Source organism: Halomonas sp. GFAJ-1 (assembly GCF_000236625.2).
In the GTDB taxonomy this organism is placed as follows: domain Bacteria; phylum Pseudomonadota; class Gammaproteobacteria; order Pseudomonadales; family Halomonadaceae; genus Vreelandella.
Genome location: NZ_AHBC01000039.1, coordinates 85746 through 102384, shown reverse-complemented (window position 1 = coordinate 102384; position 16639 = coordinate 85746). Strand labels below are relative to the sequence as shown.

The following is a 16639-nucleotide window of genomic DNA, read 5'->3' as shown; positions in this document are numbered from 1 at the left end:
CCATGGCTGCTGTAACGTTCAACGTGCCGTTTGTGCTCGGCATGATGCGCCTGCATGAAGCGCAAGAGATGCACCAAGCAAGCCATCTGGCCGACTGGATTGAAGCCCGCCTTGAGCAGGGTTTGCACTGGTTCGACCATGCCGACATCTACGGCAACGGAGCATGCGAAACGCTCTTTGGCCAAGCGCTGCGCGCCCGCCCGGCACTGGCTAAGCGGCTAAATGTCGTCACCAAAGCCAGCATCGCCAACGACAACCCGACCCCCGGTTCCGGCAAGGTAAAGCACTACAATGCCAGCCCGGACTACTTAGGCCGCGCCATTGATGATGCGCTGGGCCGCTTGGGCGTTGAACGCCTTGACCACTTTCTGATTCATCGCCCGGACCTGCTGATGGATGCCGCTGCCACGGGGCGCGCGCTGGATGATGCCATCGAGGCAGGCAAAATTGGCGCGGCGGGTATTTCTAACCACCTGCCCAGCCAGTGGCGCAGGCTGCAACGCCATATGCATCATCCGCTTCAGGCCAATCAAATTGAGCTGTCGATTGCCCATAACGCACCGCTGTTTGACGGCAGCTTTGACGACCTGGGGGCCGATGGCCACGCGCCCATGACGTGGTCTCCGCTGGCGGGCGGCCAGTTGATGCAGGGCGAGGTTAGCCGCGTGCTGAACCGTTTAGCAGGCGAGCTGAACAGCACGCCCAGCGCGCTGGCGCTGGCATGGCTGCGTACGCTGCCCAGCCGCCCTGCTCCCGTAGTAGGCAGTATCAAACCAGAGCGTATTGCCGACATGCTGAATGGCCCGGAAACGCTGCCCCGAGAAGCCTGGTATGAACTATTAGAAGCCGCCCGCGGCCACTGCGTCGCTTAGGCCCGCCACCCACTCAACATTGATGCTAATAACGATAAGGAACGACCTATGACGCCGGTGATTGCGTTCGGTGAAGCGTTGATTGATATGCTCTCTAGCCGCCTGGGTGATGCCAAAGGGCCAGAGACGTTCACCCCCTACGCAGGCGGCGCGCCTGCAAATGTGGCGGTGGCCTGCGCACGGCTGAACGTACCTAGCCAGTTCTTGGGCATGGTGGGTGACGATACCTTTGGGCACTTTTTGATTAATGAGCTGAAAAGCCACGGCGTGGATACCCACGGGGTCGTGCTTACCAAAGAGGCCCGCACGGCGCTAGCGTTTGTTTCTAGAGACAGCAGCGGCGAGCGCACCTTTGATTTCTACCGCCCACCCGCGGCCGACCTACTATACCGCCTGGAGCACTTGCCCCACGGCGTGTTTGAGCAGCCTGCCATTGTTCACATGTGCAGCAACAGCCTAACCGACCCAGAGATCGCAGACACCACCCTGGCGATTGCCGCCATGGCCAAGCGGGCGGGCTGCCTAGTGAGTGTGGACGCCAACCTGCGCCACAATTTGTGGGCGGATGGTTCAGCGGACGTATGGCGGGTCACCGAGCTGATCGACAGCGCCGAGCTGGTGAAAGTATCTCTAGAAGAGCTGGACTACCTGCGGGGCGACCTCCCGCAAGACGCGTGGATTGCTCAGCGGCTCGCCGCAGGCGTCAAAGTGGTGGTGATTACCGACGGCCCGAATAATGTGGTGCTCAAAGGCATCGGCATTGACCAAACCGTGACGCCGCCCAGCGTAACGGCAGTGGATACCACCGCCGGTGGCGATGCCTTTATTGGCGGTCTGCTCGCGGAGCTCTCCCGCTACGGCCTAACAGACAACTGGCACCAGGACAGCGCGTTTCTCACCCGCGCGGTAGATATCGCCTGCCGCTGCGGCGCCCACGCGGTCACCCGCCCCGGCGCTTATGCCGCCCTGCCCACCCACGCCGATATTGAAGCCCTGCGCAGCTCGGCAGGCTAGCTCACAGCATCATCGCAAAATGCGCAGCCCTCTTCAAACGTAGGCACTAAAAAGCCCGAGCATGGTGACATGCTCGGGCAAACGTCTTGCGCACACGAACCGATATCAGTGAGGCAAGTGACGAGAGTGCTCTATACGGTGTTACAAATTAGTGGTGGAAACGCTCGGCAGCTTGGCGGGCCAGTTCGCGGATGCCGTCCCAATCTTCGGCTTCAATCATCGCTTTCGGCGTTAGCCAGGAGCCGCCGACACACATTACGTTGGGCAGCGAGAGGTAAGACTCTGCATTATCCACGGAAATGCCGCCAGTGGGGCAGAAGCGCGCTTCAGGAATCGGTGCGCCAAACGCTTTAAGCGCTTTGGCACCGCCGCTGGATTCAGCGGGAAAAAACTTGAAGCGGCGGTAGCCAAACTGCCAGCCGGTCATCAGCTCAGAAATAGTCGATACTCCCGGCAACATCGGCACCGGGCTCTCAACACCGTAGCGGTAAAGCGCTTCAGTGGCACCCGGCGTCACTACGAAATCAGCGCCTACCTGCTCGGCCTGGCGGTACTGCGCAGGCGTGAGCACCGTGCCCATCCCAATACTGGCGCCCGGCAGCGCTTCTTTCATGCGCTTGATGGCTTCTAGGGCACAGTCGGTGCGCAGGGTAATTTCCAAAACGGTCAGACCACCCTCCACCAGAGCACGGCCTAGTGGTACCGCGTCTTCAAGGCGCTCGATGGTAATCACCGGGATCACTTCTGCCTTTAAGCAGATGCTGTCTAGCTCGGCGGTGCGCGTTGAGGGTAGCTGTTTATCGATGGTCATGAGTGAGTCTCCAAGCAATTTATTATTGGCGAAGGCGTCGCATTAGGGCGCCCAATAGATCGCCAACGGGCAAGATAGAAAGGCGCGAATGGGCAGTGTACGTACATCGTCGCCACTCATGGCGTTCGCCAATACGGCACGCTTATTGTCGCCGGTGATATGTAGAATATGGCGCTTCGCCTGATGCAGGCGGGCCGCCGAAAACGTAATGCGCGGCTGCGGCTGGCTCGGGGTGCGCACGGCGACCAGCGGCTCATCGGTGGAGAGCGCCAGGCCCAGCTCTTGGCTATCTGGGAACAGCGAAGCCGTGTGACCATCGCCGCCCATACCTAAAATTACCACGCTCGCAGGCCAGGCAAGTCCTGCGGTAGCTTCTGCCACGGCTGCTACGCCCTCTTCCGGCGTACCGGCATCAGAGGTCAGCGGTACAAACGTAGCCGCCGCTGCGGGGCCTTGCAGCAGGTTGTCGCGCACGAGCTTGGCATTGCTGTCGCTGCTCTGCTCATCCACCCAGCGCTCGTCGGCCAGGGTGATATCTACCCGCGCCCACGCCAGTGGCTTTTGCGCCAGCGCCTTGAAAAACGGCACGGGCGTTGAGCCACCGGAGACCACCAGTAGCGCACGCGCTTGGTGGGAAAGATCGTCGGCCAGGGCCTGATAAACGGCTTCTGCCAGCTGCTCCGCCAGCGCTTGTCGTGTGTTGCTCATATTAATAATCCTCGTACCAGCTGCGGCCATCCTGGGTAATCATGGCAATGGAGGCAACCGGCCCCCAAGAGCCCGCCGGGTAGCGGCGCGGCGGGGTTTCGCGTGTTTTCCAACCACCAATCAGCTGGTCGCACCAGCGCCATGCGTGCTCCACTTCATCCCGGCGTACAAACAGGTACTGCTGGCCTTTCATGACTTCCAGCAACAGACGCTCGTAAGCATCGGGAATACGCGATTTGGGGAAAGCGTTGTTGAAATCCAGGTGCAGCGGCCCTGGGCGCAGGCGCATGCCTTTATCCAGGCCGCTATCCTTGGTGAGCACCTGAAGAGCAATGCCCTCTTCCGGCTGCAGGCGAATAATCAGCTTGTTAGCGGCAATATTGCGCTGATCCGGGTCGAAAATGTAATGAGGCTGCTGACGGAAGTGAATCACGATTTGCGACAGCTTCTCTGGCATCCGCTTGCCGGTACGCAGATAAAACGGCACGCCCGCCCAGCGCCAGTTGGACACTTCGGTTTTCATCGCCACGAAAGTTTCGGTTTGGCTCTGGGTGTTGGCGCCCTCTTCTCCCAAATAGCCCGGCACAGGCTGACCATCACTGGTTCCCGCAATGTACTGGCCACGCACCACGTCGCGGCCAAGCGCTTCGCCGGTAAACGGTTTGAGCGCCTTAAGCACTTTTACCTTCTCATCGCGGATAGCGTCGGCATCTAGATTCGAAGGTGGGTCCATGGCAATCAGGCACAGCAGCTGTAGTAGATGATTCTGCACCATATCGCGCAGCTGGCCCGCATCGTCGAAGTAGCCCCAACGGCCTTCGATGCCGACCTTTTCGGCTACAGTAATCTCGACGTGGGAGATATGGTTCTGGTTCCACTGCGTGCCAAACAGCGGATTGGCAAAGCGCAGGGCGATCAGGTTCTGAACCGTCTCTTTACCCAGGTAGTGGTCAATACGATAGATGCGCGATTCAGGGAAAACAGCGCCAATAGCGTCGTTGATCTGCTCGGATGAGGCCAAGTCATAACCAATCGGCTTTTCAACAATCACGCGGGTGTCGTCATCCAGGCTATTGCTTGCCTGCAAGTTGTGGCAGATATCGCCATAGATGCGCGCCGCGACGGATAGATACACTACCATGGGCTGCTTGGAGCCTTCGCGCCACTGGCGAATGGCGTCGTAGCCATCTACCGTTGCGAAATCGAGCTTCAGGTACTCCAAGCGGTTTAAGAAGCGCTCAAGACTCTCTTTATCCTGCTCGTCTTTTTTCAGGCGCTTTTGCAGTGAACCACTGACCAATTGACGAAACGCAGCAATGTCGTGCTCCTGACGCGCCAGCCCCATGATCCGCGTGTTTTCGGGCATTAAGCCCTCGCGGTCAAGATGATACAGCGCAGGGAACAGCTTGCGCATGGCAAGGTCGCCTAACGCCCCGAACAGCGCTAAATCAATCGCATGACTGGGGTCGCCCAGCGGTGCATGTGACTGGCTCATCTCAACTCCTGTTTATAATTAGGCCATCTAATGTAGTTAGATTACCTAAAATTTATCTGATTAAAGGCATTATACGCAATATATTATGTAATTTTACTACAAAATATTGTCTACTGCCGTCCTTTCCAGACACTGTTTGCCTACAAATTAGCCTCTCCTTCTACCTTTACTCTACGCCCCTGGGATACGCCACCCCTACTCCCCCTAAGGAGGAGGTGACCTTGCACCGAATTAGCGACGCTGGCAGGGAACAAAGCACGTCAGTTTAGAGCGTGCACGACAACAAATTCATAAAAACAACGTCACAATGAGGTATGCACATCATGGCAATGGTTCGTCCGTTTTTCACGCCGCTGCTCGCTGCTACGTTAGCAGCCACCGCAACACTCCCAGCCTTCGCCTTTGAGGATGACCGCTTAACCATCTGGATGGGCGACAATAAAGGCCAAGAAGGCATCCGCACGGTGGCTGAACAGTTTCTCAAAGATACCGGCATTGAAGTAGAGGTGGTGTTCCCTGACAACCTGACCGACCGCTTCCAGCAGGCAGCAGGCAGTGGTCAAGGCCCGGATATCGTGATTTGGGCCCACGACCGCATGGGTGAATGGGCGCAAAGCGGCCTTCTGAAACCTGTGGCCCCCAGCGACTCCTTCCGGGAAGCCTTTTACGACTTTACCTGGGACGCAGCGCTGTGGAATGGCGAGACCTACGGCTACCCCATCTCCGTTGAATCCCTCGGCCTGATCTACAACAAAGCGCTGGTAGAAACGCCCCCCGAAAGCTTTGCCGAACTGATGGAGCTGGATGCCACGCTGGCCCAAGAGGGCAAAAAAGCCATTCTGTTTGATTACAGCGAGCCCTATTACGGCTGGTCCCTGCTCGCGGCCAATGGCGGCTACCCGTTCAAGCAAACCGATAGCGGCTATGACGTGGGTGATATTGGCGTCAACAATGAGGGCGCACTGCAAGGCGCAGAACTGCTAGTCGAGCTGATCGAAAGCGATGTACTCCCCCGTGGCACCGACTACAACCTCATGGACACCCGCTTTAACCGGGGCGAAGTGGCGACCATGATCAGCGGCCCTTGGGCATGGCCTAACCTGGAGCGCAGCGGCATTGATTACGGCGTGGCGCTGCTGCCTAAGGTAGGCGATGAACACGCGAAACCGATGTTTGGTGTGATGACCGCCATGATCAACTCCGCCACCCCCAACGATTTTCTGGCCGTTGAGTTTTTAGAGAACTACCTGCTCAGCGAAGAGGGGATGCGTACCTTCAACAGCGACGGTTCGCTGGGTGCGGTGGCCCATATCGATTACCAAGCCGAGCTGGCGGACAACCCCAACATTGCCGCCACGCTGGAAAACGCCGAAGTAGGCATGCCAATGCCTAATATTCCTGAAATGGGAGCCTTCTGGGCGGCCATGGAGCCCGCGCTGCAGAACATTGGCAGCGGACGTCAATCGCCCCAGGAAGCGCTGGATGCCGCTGCTCGCCGGATGCGCCAGTAGCTCCTCTTTTGCCCTTGCTGCCCGGCGATGTAAGCGCCGGGCAGCCTTCAGGATGTCATCATGTATACCACCAACGCGTCTCGTGGCCTGCCCCGCCACCGCTCTCGCCATCTTACCGAACGCTACACCCGCTGGGCCCTGCGCGCCGTGATAGCGGCCCTGGTTATCGCTCTGCTCTGGCTGGTGCTGGCCTTTCATTTGAACGGGCAGTGGATGTTCGCACTGCTGTTTTTGCTCCTCGGCGGCTCGCTGGGCGTGGTGTTCACCAAGCGTTCGCTGATGAGCCACCGCTATATTTTCCCAGCCGTAGCAGGGCTGGGAGTGTTCGTCATTTTTCCGCTGATCTACACCTTTGGGATCAGCTTCAGCAACTACAGCTCCACCAACCTGCTCTCGGAAGAGCGTGTGCGCAGCCAGTTGATGAGCCAGACCTATCAGGAAGACGATGACGCTTTCGACCTCACGCTTTATGCCGAAGGCGACCTGGTGCGTTTACGGCTGGAAAACGAGCGCCAGCGCTGGATGTCGTCACCGCTGAATCTGGCCAATGTGGAGTCTCGCCAGCTAGGCCTGCAGGCGGCCAGTGACGCTCCCACCGCAGACCCGCTGCCCATGCGCGACATCGTTCAAGCGCGCAGTGCCCTGCAGGGGCTACGCCTGATCACTCCCGAAGGCACCGAGCTGCGCATGGCCGGTATACGCCAGTTTGCGCCCATGCTCGACCGCTACGAGACTCAGGAGGATGGCACGCTATACGACCGCCGAGACGACCGCCTGCTGACACCGGATCACACCATCGGCTTTTTCGTCGCCGACGATGGCCAGCGCATCACTCCGGGCTGGCCGGTCAATGTAGGATTCAGCAACTACACCAAGATTTTTACCGATCCGGATATTCGCGGCCCGTTCATGCAGATTTTCGTGTGGACCTTCGTGTTTGCCGCGCTCACCGTGGTGTTTACCTTGGCGGTTGGCTTTGTGCTGGCGTCGCTGCTGCAGTGGGATCAGCTTAGGGGGAAAGCCGTTTACCGGACGCTGCTGATTCTGCCCTATGCGGTGCCTGCGTTTATTTCTATTTTGATTTTTAAAGGCATGTTCAACCAGCACTTTGGTGAAGTGAACATGATCCTAGATACCCTCTTCGGCGTGCGACCAGAGTGGTTTACCGACCCATGGCTTGCCCGCAGCATGCTGCTGATTGTGAATACCTGGTTAGGCTACCCCTACATGCTGCTGCTCTGCATGGGCTTAATTCAGGCGATTCCCCAGGATTTATACGAAGCCTCGGCGGTGGATGGCGGCGGGCCGCTCACCAACCTGTTCAAAATCACCCTGCCGCTGATTATCAAGCCATTAACGCCGCTGCTGATTGCTGCCTTTGCGTTCAACTTCAACAACTTTGTACTGATTGCGCTGTTAACCGGCGGCAACCCAGATATTTTGGGCGCCAGCACCCCAGCGGGCACCACTGACTTACTGGTGAGCTACACCTACCGCATTGCCTTTCAGGATGCCGGGCAGAACTTTGGCCTAGCGGCCGCTATTGCCACCCTGATTTTCCTTCTGGTGGCGGGCATGTCGTTACTTAATTTGCGCCTTTCCAAAGTGAAGGTTTAGGAGGTTACTGATGGCGATGGTTCAACCCCGCTCCGTTGGCGCGCGCCGCCTGGGGGCACACCTGGCGCTGATCTGCTTTGTGTCGCTGATTGTGTTTCCGCTGCTGCTGGTCATCTCAATTTCATTCCGGGAGGGCAACTTTGCCACCGGCAGCCTCATACCAGAAAACTTCTCGCTAGAGCACTGGTCGCTGGCGCTAGGCATCCCCTGGGAGCGCGCTGATGGCACTATTGTGCAGCCGCCCTTCCCCGTACTGCTGTGGCTGTGGAACTCCATCAAGGTGGCGGTAGTATCATCGGTGCTGATTCTAATGCTCGCCACCACCAGCGCCTACGCGTTTGCCCGCATGCGCTTTAAAGGCAAGGAGCCGCTGTTAAAAGGCATGCTGATTTTTCAGATGTTTCCAGCGGTACTCTCGCTGGTGGCGCTTTACGCCCTGTTCGACCGGCTAGGGCAGTTTGTGAGCTGGCTGGGGATCAATACCCACGGTGCGCTCATTGTGGCCTCGCTCGGCGCGGTGGCGCTGCATATCTGGACGATTAAGGGCTATTTCGAATCCATCGATGGCTCACTTGAGGAGGCTGCCATGGTGGATGGTGCCAGCACTTGGCAGGCGTTTCGCTATATCTTGCTGCCGCTCTCTATCCCGATCTTAATGGTGGTGTTCATCCTGGCGTTTGTGATGAGCATTATGGAGTACCCCATGGCGTCGGTGTTGCTGGTAGATGAGCACAAACTGACACTCGCCGTGGGCGCGCAGCAGTACCTGGCCGACCACAACCAGCGTTGGGGCAATTTTGCTGCTGCTGCGGTGCTTTCTGGCCTGCCTATTACCGTGGCGTTTCTGATCTGCCAGCGCTGGATTATTGGCGGGTTAACGGCTGGGGGCGTCAAAGGGTAAGCTTAACCTACTCCCGCTTCCTCGCTTGGGCACTTTGCTCGTCACCGGCCCTATTGATGGGGCCGGTTTTTATAACCCGTTTTCCCCGCCTTTTACATACCGCCGCACAGTGGGGATATACGCACAGAGATTGGCGTTTAACTCTTTCAAAAAAGGATAAAAAGCACCCCGAGTCAAAATCCAGGGTGCTTTGTCGTGTTTAGTGTGTCGCGTTGCTTATAGCACGCTACTGGCTAACGCCGTCTACTTCAATTTGCCGAGGGCAAGCATTGCCCTGAGTATCAAACAGGTGGCAATGCTGGCCTGACAGCCCTAGGCGCACCGTTTGCCCCTCCTCCAGGTGGGTCAAACCATCTAAGCGCTGGGTTAGCGGCACGTCGATGGCTGCTACCCGCCAATGCGCCAGAGTTTCGTAACCCAGTTTCTCTGCCACCAGCAAGGTGGCATCTAATGTGGCTTCGGCTTGCTCGTTCTTCATAAAATCCTCTGCCCGCAGCCCAAGAGTGGCGCTATCACCTGCTTGCAGCTTTTGGCCATTTACCGCCACTGCCAGCGTTTCACCATTATGAAGTCGCACCACGGTTTGGCGCTCGCCGGGATCGACCACGGTGACCGGGAACGTATTGATACGCGGGGAGCCAATAAACTCCGCTACTTCCAGAGTATTGGGAAAGTGATACAGCGATAGCGGTGCGCCTACCTGGGCAATGCGCCCCTTGGAGAGCAGCACGATGCGATCCGCCAGGGTCATCGCCTCGATCTGATCATGGGTGACATAAATCATGGTGGCGTTTAAGCGCTTATGCAGCGCGGCGATCTGTACCCGCATATCCACGCGCAGCGCTGCATCGAGATTAGAGAGCGGCTCATCAAAGAGAAACACGGCAGGCTCTTTCACCAGCGTACGACCAATGGCCACCCGCTGGCGCTGGCCACCCGAGAGGTCTTTGGGCTTGCGCTCCAGAAGCTCTGTCAAATGCAGCATGTCAGCGGCGTGCTGCACGCGGCGGCGAATTTCCGCTTTGTCGGTACGCGCCAACTTCAGGCCAAACGCCATATTCTCGGCCACGCTCATATGGGGGTAGAGCGCGTAGGATTGGAACACCATGCCGATGTCCCTCTCCTGGGGCGGGATCTCGTTAATCCGCTGGCCATCTAACTGCATATCCCCTTCGGTAATATCCTCGAGCCCTGCAATCATGCGCAACAGCGTGGATTTACCGCAGCCGGAGGGGCCAACAAACACCACGAACTCGCCATCTTCAATGGTGAGGTCGATATCCCGTGAAATCTCAACGCCATCAAAGGATTTACCAATACCACTAAGGGTTAAACGTCCCATGGCGCATCCTCCTGTGTTTGCGGGCAGCGAGCAATGGCCACCCCAAAGGGCGGCAGCGTCAGCGTACCGGCCTGCCATTCACCGTTTAGCCACGCAGGCGCAGCGGCTACTGCTTCTGCGCTCTCGGGAACGGCGCGAGTGATAGGCTGGTCGCTAAAGTTGAGTGCTACCAACAAGCGCGTTTGTTGATAGGTGCGTTCAAAACAGAGCACGTCGTTGCGCACCGGGTGGTAACGCACATCACCTTTGACCAACGCGGGCTGGGTGCGGCGAAACGCTAAAAAAGCACGGTAGGCGTTTAGCAGCGAATCGGCATCCTGCTCTTGCTGATCCACCGCCAAGCTTGCGTGGGAATTGGGTACTGGTAGCCAAGGCGTTGCGCGGCTAAAGCCTGCATGGCGAGCATCTGCTTGCCAGGGGTGTGGGGTGCGGCAGCCATCACGGCCTTTATAGGCGGGCCAGAAGGTAATGCCGGCCGGGTCAACGAGCTGCTCAAAGGTGAGCTGTGCTTCCGGCAGGCCCAGCTCCTCCCCTTGATAGAGACATACGCTGCCCCGCTGGCTGAGCAGAAACACCATATACAGACGCAGCTTATCGAGCTGCCCTTCCGCCTGCCAGCGGGTTGCCAGCCGCGTCACGTCGTGGTTTCCCAGCGCCCAGCAGGGCCAGCCGTCGCCAATGCGCGCTTCCATTTCGGTGAGCGTTTCATGCAGGTAGCCGGGGTTGGCTTTATCGGTCAGCAGGTTAAACGAGTAGCACATGTGCAGGCGCTTGCCGCCCTGGGAGTACTCTGCCATTACGCCGAGGGCGTCGTCATCGCCTACTTCGCCCACGCTGGTGGTGCCAGGGTACTCATCCAGCAGCGCTCGCAGACGCTCTAGAAACACTAGGTTTTCCGGCTGGGTTTTATCGTATTGGTGAAGCTGATAGCCGTAGGGGTTGTCGGGGCGAACGCCCAGGAAGCTCTCGGTCATTTCCTGACGCGGCGGGTTATCTTTTAACTCACCGTGGGTGCAAAAATTCACCGCATCCAACCGAAAGCCATCCACGCCGCGCTCTAACCAAAAGCGCACTTCTTCCAGCATGGCGTCTACCACTGCTGGCGTGCGGAAATTCAGGTCCGGCTGGCTGGCCAGGAAATTATGCAGATAGTACTGGCAGCGGCGGGTATCCCACTGCCAAGCGCTGCCGCCAAACACCGACTGCCAGTTGGTCGGCGGCGCGCCGTCAGGCTTGGGGTCGGCCCACACGTACCAATCGGCTTTGGGGTTATCGCGGCTTTGGCGGCTCTCTTCAAACCAGGCGTGCTGGTCTGAGGAGTGGGACATCACCTGATCAATCGTCACCTTCAGCCCTCGCGCATGGGCCGCCTCGACGAGGCGGTCGAAGTCTTCCAACGTGCCGAACATCGGATCGACATCGCGGTAGTTGCTGATGTCGTAGCCAAAGTCTTTCATCGGTGAGGTGAAAAACGGCGAGAGCCAAATTGCATCGACGTTCAATGAGGCGATGTAGTCGAGCTTCTCAATCACTCCTTTTAAATCGCCAACCCCTTCCCCCGTGCCATCGCTATGGCTATCCATAAAGCTACGGGGATAAATCTGGTAGATCACGGCCCCGCGCCACCAGTCGGCCCCTTGGCTGCCAACGTAGTGAGAAGTAGACGGTGTCTGCATCATGGTGAGTCCTTATCTTTGTTATTGCCGACGGTTTTATAAACGACTGAGTATTACCGATAGAAGGCATGATGCAGGCTGCGGGGGGAGATAAAATCCTCCCCCGGGGGTGGTGCTAGGCGTAGACGCGAGGAGTAGTTGCTGAAGAACCATGGCTAGCCTCACTCCCCCTGTATATGTGCCAACAGCTGACCGGCCAGGGCAATCGCTTCATCCCGGCGGCGAATATTCTGCTTTTGGTAGAGGCTGCGGATGTGGGTTTTGATCGTGGTCGGTGCCACCGACAGCTGTTCGGCGATTTGCTCGTTAGAAAGCCCCGCGTGAATGAGCCCGAGAATTTGCCATTCGCGACGGGTCAGCGGTGACGTGCGGATCAGCTCGGGAACATCCGGCCTTGCCACGATATCGGCAATCACCGTTTCATCCAGCATCAGACGCCGAGCGCTGCCAAAATCCTTTTGTCGGCCTACCAGCGTCAACAGCCGCTCCGCCCTGGCCTGCTCTAAGGCAGGTAGTTCACCGCGGGCCATCAGCCCGGTTAGCAGCGCTCTTAACGGTTTACCCAAACGTAAAAAACTGCCGACCATGGCAGTACGTGACGCCAAGCTTAGCGCTTGCTGCAGATGATGGCGGGCCGCCTCCTCCCTGCCTTGGTGCCAGGCGGCGGCCGCTAAACACAGCTGATTGCGGTTAGCATCGGTCACTAAACCTAAACGCTGGGTGTGTACCTCAAGCGCCTCTAGCAACGTGCGGGCCTCATCAAAATGGCCCAACAGCGTTAACGCCCGGGCGTGGTTGCGCACATTGCACTGGGCAAAGTGGTTGGTGGCACCGTCGGTGATAGGGGCTGGCGCTTCCTGACGCCAGCGCTCCACTGCTTCTAGATCCTGGGTAGAGTGCCACCAGGAAAGCAGCGTGGCATGTGCATTAGCCACCCAGTCGATATGGTAATCGCCTTCAGCGAGGATTTTACGCAGCCGCCGAACATGGTCGGCACACTGAGCCTGGTCGCCTCGGCTTTGCGATACTTTCGCCAACTGGATATGGCACTGCAGCGTCCAACGCTCGCCTTGGTTATCCAGCACGGCAATGCCTTTTAAAGCGGCCTGCTCGGCTTCATCCAGGCGGTGCCACTCCCAGAGCACTTGGCTGCGAATCCGGTAGAGGAATTCCGCCACGGGCAGGTGCTCAAGCTCTGCACGCTCTAAGTGAGCGAAGGCACGCTCTTGAATATCGTAGGCAGCCTGCAAGCGCCCCTGAGCAACCAGGGTCTCTGACTGGTGGCAAAACGACCACAACAATCGCTGATGATCATTGCCCTGTCGGGCCTCTCGCTCCACTTCCCGCACCCGCAGCAACGACTCCTCCAAATGGCCTTGCACAAACCGCGCCTCGCTTAATATAGCGGTGGCCGTTAGTGGCGTTGAGGCTAAATAACGGGCAGGCATGGCCAAGGCCTGCTCGGCGAGCGGCGCGGCCCGCTCGGCATTACCTTGATTGATCGCCAGCTGGGCACGCAGAGTGGCAAATTCGGCATGCAGCCACTGCCACTCCGGGGCTTCCAGCTTTGACTCAATCCAACCAATCACCCGGGCGGTGGTATCAAACTGAAACTGAGCGTGGGACACCCAGCCATACAGCAACGCGAGCTCTGGTCGTTGTGAGAGCGAAAGCTCCCCTATCAGCCCCAGCCCCTGAGCCAAGAGCGCGTAGGCACCGCTTGCCAACAGCGCAGGCCCCTGCGACACCAGCAGGCTGGCCACATCCTCCGGCGCTTCGGCAAGAATGGCTTGGCGCAGCGCCATGACCGGGTCGTTGAGCGCCAGCCACGCCTGGCTGGCACGCCGGTGGAGCGTGCGCTGGGTCGCCAGGCTAAGCTCGTGACGTCGATGGCGCAGGTACTCACCAAACAATCGCTGAAAGCGGTACCACTGGGCGTGGGGGTCGGGGCGCTCAATAAACAGCCCCGCCTGCTCAAAAGCGTCAAACCGCTGGGTCAAACGCTCGCCTTCTAATAAGCGCGCCATTAGCTCCGGCGAGAAACGCTCAAGCACCCCCAGCTGCAGCATCAGCTCACGCTCATCTGACGGGAGCGCCTGGGCAAGCAGTTCATCAAACCAGGCGACGAAATCAGGGTGAGCACCATTTAAGCGCTCGACCAGCGCATCAAAGCCGGCGCGGGTCGTGGTGCGCTCCACCAGCCAGTTGAGCGCCATCACCCAACCGCCGCTGCGGCGTAGCGCGCGCTCCAGACTTACCCGTGTAGGTGGAAAGCTAAGCTGTTCGGCACACAGGGTGTGTGCCTCTTCACTGTCGAATGCCAGGCTATGCAGGTCGATCTCTTCCAGCTCACCGCGCAGCCGCAGGCTGGCAAGCCCCAGTGCCGGGCGTGACCGGCTGGCCAGCGTCAAGGTCAGCCAGGGCGGCTGATGGCGCAGCCAGTGGGCCAGCGCGGTGAGAATCTCGGGGTTGGCAAGATGCTCGAAGCCATCCACGACCAGTCGGCAAGGCGCGTGCTGTTCGGGTAGCTCCGTCAACCAGCGCTCCATGTGGGCAATGCATTCACTGTCATCCCCCGGCGTCAGCGTGACCAAAGGGGCCAACAGAGTGTCCATGGCCGCCTGCCAGTAGGCCAGAAAGCGGTGCGTCTGATTATCCTGCTCGTCCAGCCGCAGCCAGCTTGCCTGCTGCTCCAGGACGGGCAGCCGCTCGGCCAGCAGCGTGGTCTTGCCATAGCCCGGTGGCGCCTGAACCACCAGCAGGCGCACCTGCTCGTTCAACGCGAAGTGGTCGTTCAAACGCGGCCGCGCCACCGTACAGGGAGGTAGCGGCGGCGCCTTCAGTTTTTCCTTGAGCAGCAGCATCGGTGCCTCCCTGGGTCGAGTTTAACGAGCAAAAAGCCCGCGACGGAGCGCGGGCAATCGGCATTGGTGAAACAGGTAAGGAAACCTGCCAGGCATGGTGCGATGGGTTAGAACCAGATTTCGCTCTGCACGCCAAAGCTCCACTGGCCACCGGTAAAGCCATCGTTACCAAACGAGTCTTCCATCGTGTAGCCGTTCAGCTCGGCATCCCAGTCAGTATAGGAGGCGAACAGACGAATTTCAGGACGCTTCCAGAAGCCACCGACATCCGGCTTGAAAGTGGGCGCAATGGTCAGCTTGCCGAAATTGCCGCTGACGGCATTGCGGCCATTGAAGCCATTGGGATCCAGATCCATGTACTGGTAGCTACCCTCGTACTGCATCTCGAAGTTCTGGGTAATCTCGTTGGCCAGACGCACGTTCAGCGTGGCCCAGGAGTAGCTGTCGCCATCGGCAAACCGGTCGTCGCTGACCTCTGCCAGAATCGAGGGCGCAATGCGCCACTGCGGGGCAATGTAGGTGGTACCGTAGACCGCCAGGCGGGTCGCCGTGGCGTCGTCGGTCAGGTCGCCATTGCTACCCAGCCCTTTCACTTCCGCACCCAGCCCTTGGCCGTGCAGCAACGCCGCCTTGAAGTTACCCTCGCCCAGGCCAAAGAAGCTGTCGCCGTGGTACGCCACCATGGTATGCCAGCCACTGTCGGCAGCGGTCTGGCCTACGCCGATGTCGCGCTCGTCGTTGTCGGCGGCCGACATCACGTTCGCCATGACCTGCCAGTTACCGAAGTAGTTGTTGGAGGTCAGGATCAGGTTGTCGGTGTTGCTGCCATCGCCTTCCAGGCCGGGGTTTTCGCGGTTGATGACGTCAAAGTCACTGAAGCTACGGCCATACAGCGAGAAGTTGGACTTCCAGTTATCGGCCAGTTGAATATCGTAGATACCGCCACCGGTACCGGCCAGGAACACGACATCGCTGTCCAGCCAGTGGATATCGAAGTTATCCCGGTCGAAGCGCTTACCCGCCCAGATGGAGGCATTTTCGAAGGCCCCGGTGAAGCTGGGCAGGTCGCTGAACTCGGCATAGGCCTGACGGACGTTGAGGTTGGTATCGTCGCCGACCCAATCGTTGCTGGAGTTGGTGCCAGCGGCCAGCATGGTGGTGTAACGGGCGCGGGCGCCGTTATCGAACTGCATGCGGTAGTTGAGAATGGCTTCGGTGTAGGTATCGGGCTCGTTGCCCAGACGACCCACGGCACCGCCCAGGTTACCAGCTGGGGTCACGTAGGGGCCGCCATCGATGCTCTTGCGATCTTCGCCCAGCAGCAGGCCAGAGCGGGCGTAGACGTTGAACGAGAAGCCCTCTTCACCGCTGGCCTGGCGCTCTACTCGTGCCAAGCGCTCTTCGAGGTCGGCATCGGTGGTGGCGGCCGCTGGGGCGCTGGAAGGCGGTGGCGTGGCTCCCTGCTCGGCCAGATCGGCGCGGCGCTCTGCGGCGTCTGCGCGCTGTTCGGCCGCCGCGATGCGCGCCTCCAGCTCAGCAAAACGCTCTTCGAGGGACAGGTTGGCACTGGCCAAACCGCTCATGCCCAGGCTGGCAGCCGCCACCGCAATGGCCAACGGCGTCTTGAACGCTGTCTTGTGCATTGTATTAAATCCTATTGTTTTTAAACGCGAGGCTCTTGAAAAACGATTGTTTTTAAAGCGCTATTGTTTTGATCGTATTGCCTGCTCCAGGCACTGACTTTCCCTTCACGTACTTTCCCTTGAATGTTGCAAAGCAACTCATTTTTCGAGCCAGCAAGCAACAACCACTAAAACTTAATCGATTA

At 58.8% G+C, this 16639-nt stretch carries 12 protein-coding genes; 5 read left to right on the top strand and 7 right to left on the bottom strand.

Going from position 1 to position 16639, the window contains the following annotated elements; all coding sequences use genetic code 11:
- Positions 1-2 precede the first annotated feature (2 nt).
- Both MOY_RS11065 and MOY_RS11060 read left to right on the top strand, forming a co-directional pair.
- On the top strand, positions 3-872 hold the full coding sequence (locus MOY_RS11065; RefSeq protein ID WP_009099681.1) for an aldo/keto reductase: 870 nt from the start codon (positions 3-5) through the stop codon (positions 870-872).
- A 48-nt stretch (positions 873-920) separates the two neighbouring features.
- The gene (locus tag MOY_RS11060; RefSeq protein WP_009099679.1) at positions 921-1886 is read left to right on the top strand and encodes a carbohydrate kinase family protein; all 966 of its coding nucleotides are present in this window, start codon (positions 921-923) and stop codon (positions 1884-1886) included.
- Between the two features lie 148 nt (positions 1887-2034).
- Here MOY_RS11060 and MOY_RS11055 read toward each other — a convergent pair whose 3' ends face one another.
- From MOY_RS11055 to zwf, 3 genes are read right to left on the bottom strand one after another with little or no spacing between them, the layout of a single operon-like run.
- A complete protein-coding gene (locus MOY_RS11055) occupies positions 2035-2697 on the bottom strand; it encodes a bifunctional 4-hydroxy-2-oxoglutarate aldolase/2-dehydro-3-deoxy-phosphogluconate aldolase (protein ID WP_009099676.1) in 663 nt (220 codons plus the stop codon).
- A gap of 42 nt (positions 2698-2739) precedes the next feature.
- Positions 2740-3405 carry a 6-phosphogluconolactonase gene (pgl, locus tag MOY_RS11050; protein ID WP_009099674.1) on the bottom strand — a complete coding sequence of 222 codons (666 nt, stop codon included), beginning with the start codon at positions 3403-3405 and terminating at the stop codon, positions 2740-2742.
- A gap of 1 nt (position 3406) precedes the next feature.
- Entirely contained in the window at positions 3407-4900 is a 1494-nt protein-coding gene (gene zwf / locus MOY_RS11045) for a glucose-6-phosphate dehydrogenase (protein WP_009099672.1), read from the bottom strand.
- 323 nt (positions 4901-5223) lie between these two features.
- Here zwf and malE point away from each other — a divergent pair, with 323 nt between their 5' ends.
- From malE to malG, 3 genes are read left to right on the top strand one after another with little or no spacing between them, the layout of a single operon-like run.
- A complete protein-coding gene (gene malE / locus MOY_RS11040; RefSeq protein WP_009099670.1) occupies positions 5224-6411 on the top strand; it encodes a maltose/maltodextrin ABC transporter substrate-binding protein MalE in 1188 nt (395 codons plus the stop codon).
- A gap of 60 nt (positions 6412-6471) precedes the next feature.
- Positions 6472-8028 carry a maltose ABC transporter permease MalF gene (gene malF, locus MOY_RS11035; RefSeq protein ID WP_009099668.1) on the top strand — a complete coding sequence of 519 codons (1557 nt, stop codon included), beginning with the start codon at positions 6472-6474 and terminating at the stop codon, positions 8026-8028.
- 10 nt (positions 8029-8038) lie between these two features.
- Positions 8039-8929 carry a maltose ABC transporter permease MalG gene (gene malG, locus MOY_RS11030; RefSeq protein ID WP_009099655.1) on the top strand — a complete coding sequence of 297 codons (891 nt, stop codon included), beginning with the start codon at positions 8039-8041 and terminating at the stop codon, positions 8927-8929.
- Between the two features lie 226 nt (positions 8930-9155).
- Here malG and ugpC read toward each other — a convergent pair whose 3' ends face one another.
- The 4 genes from ugpC to MOY_RS11010 form a co-directional block, all read right to left on the bottom strand.
- Positions 9156-10271, bottom strand: coding sequence for a sn-glycerol-3-phosphate ABC transporter ATP-binding protein UgpC (ugpC, locus tag MOY_RS11025; RefSeq protein WP_009099653.1), 1116 nt, complete (start codon positions 10269-10271; stop codon positions 9156-9158).
- Complete coding sequence (locus tag MOY_RS11020) at positions 10259-11950, bottom strand: alpha-glucosidase (protein WP_035540600.1); 1692 nt, start codon at positions 11948-11950, stop codon at positions 10259-10261. Before MOY_RS11020 ends, ugpC begins: the two co-directional genes overlap by 13 nt.
- 158 nt (positions 11951-12108) lie before the next feature.
- Positions 12109-14811, bottom strand: a complete 2703-nt coding sequence (malT, locus tag MOY_RS11015; RefSeq protein WP_009099649.1) for an HTH-type transcriptional regulator MalT — start codon at positions 14809-14811, stop codon at positions 12109-12111.
- Positions 14812-14918: 107 nt separating this feature from the next.
- The gene (locus MOY_RS11010) at positions 14919-16454 is read right to left on the bottom strand and encodes a carbohydrate porin (protein WP_009099647.1); all 1536 of its coding nucleotides are present in this window, start codon (positions 16452-16454) and stop codon (positions 14919-14921) included.
- Positions 16455-16639: the final 185 nt, after the last annotated feature.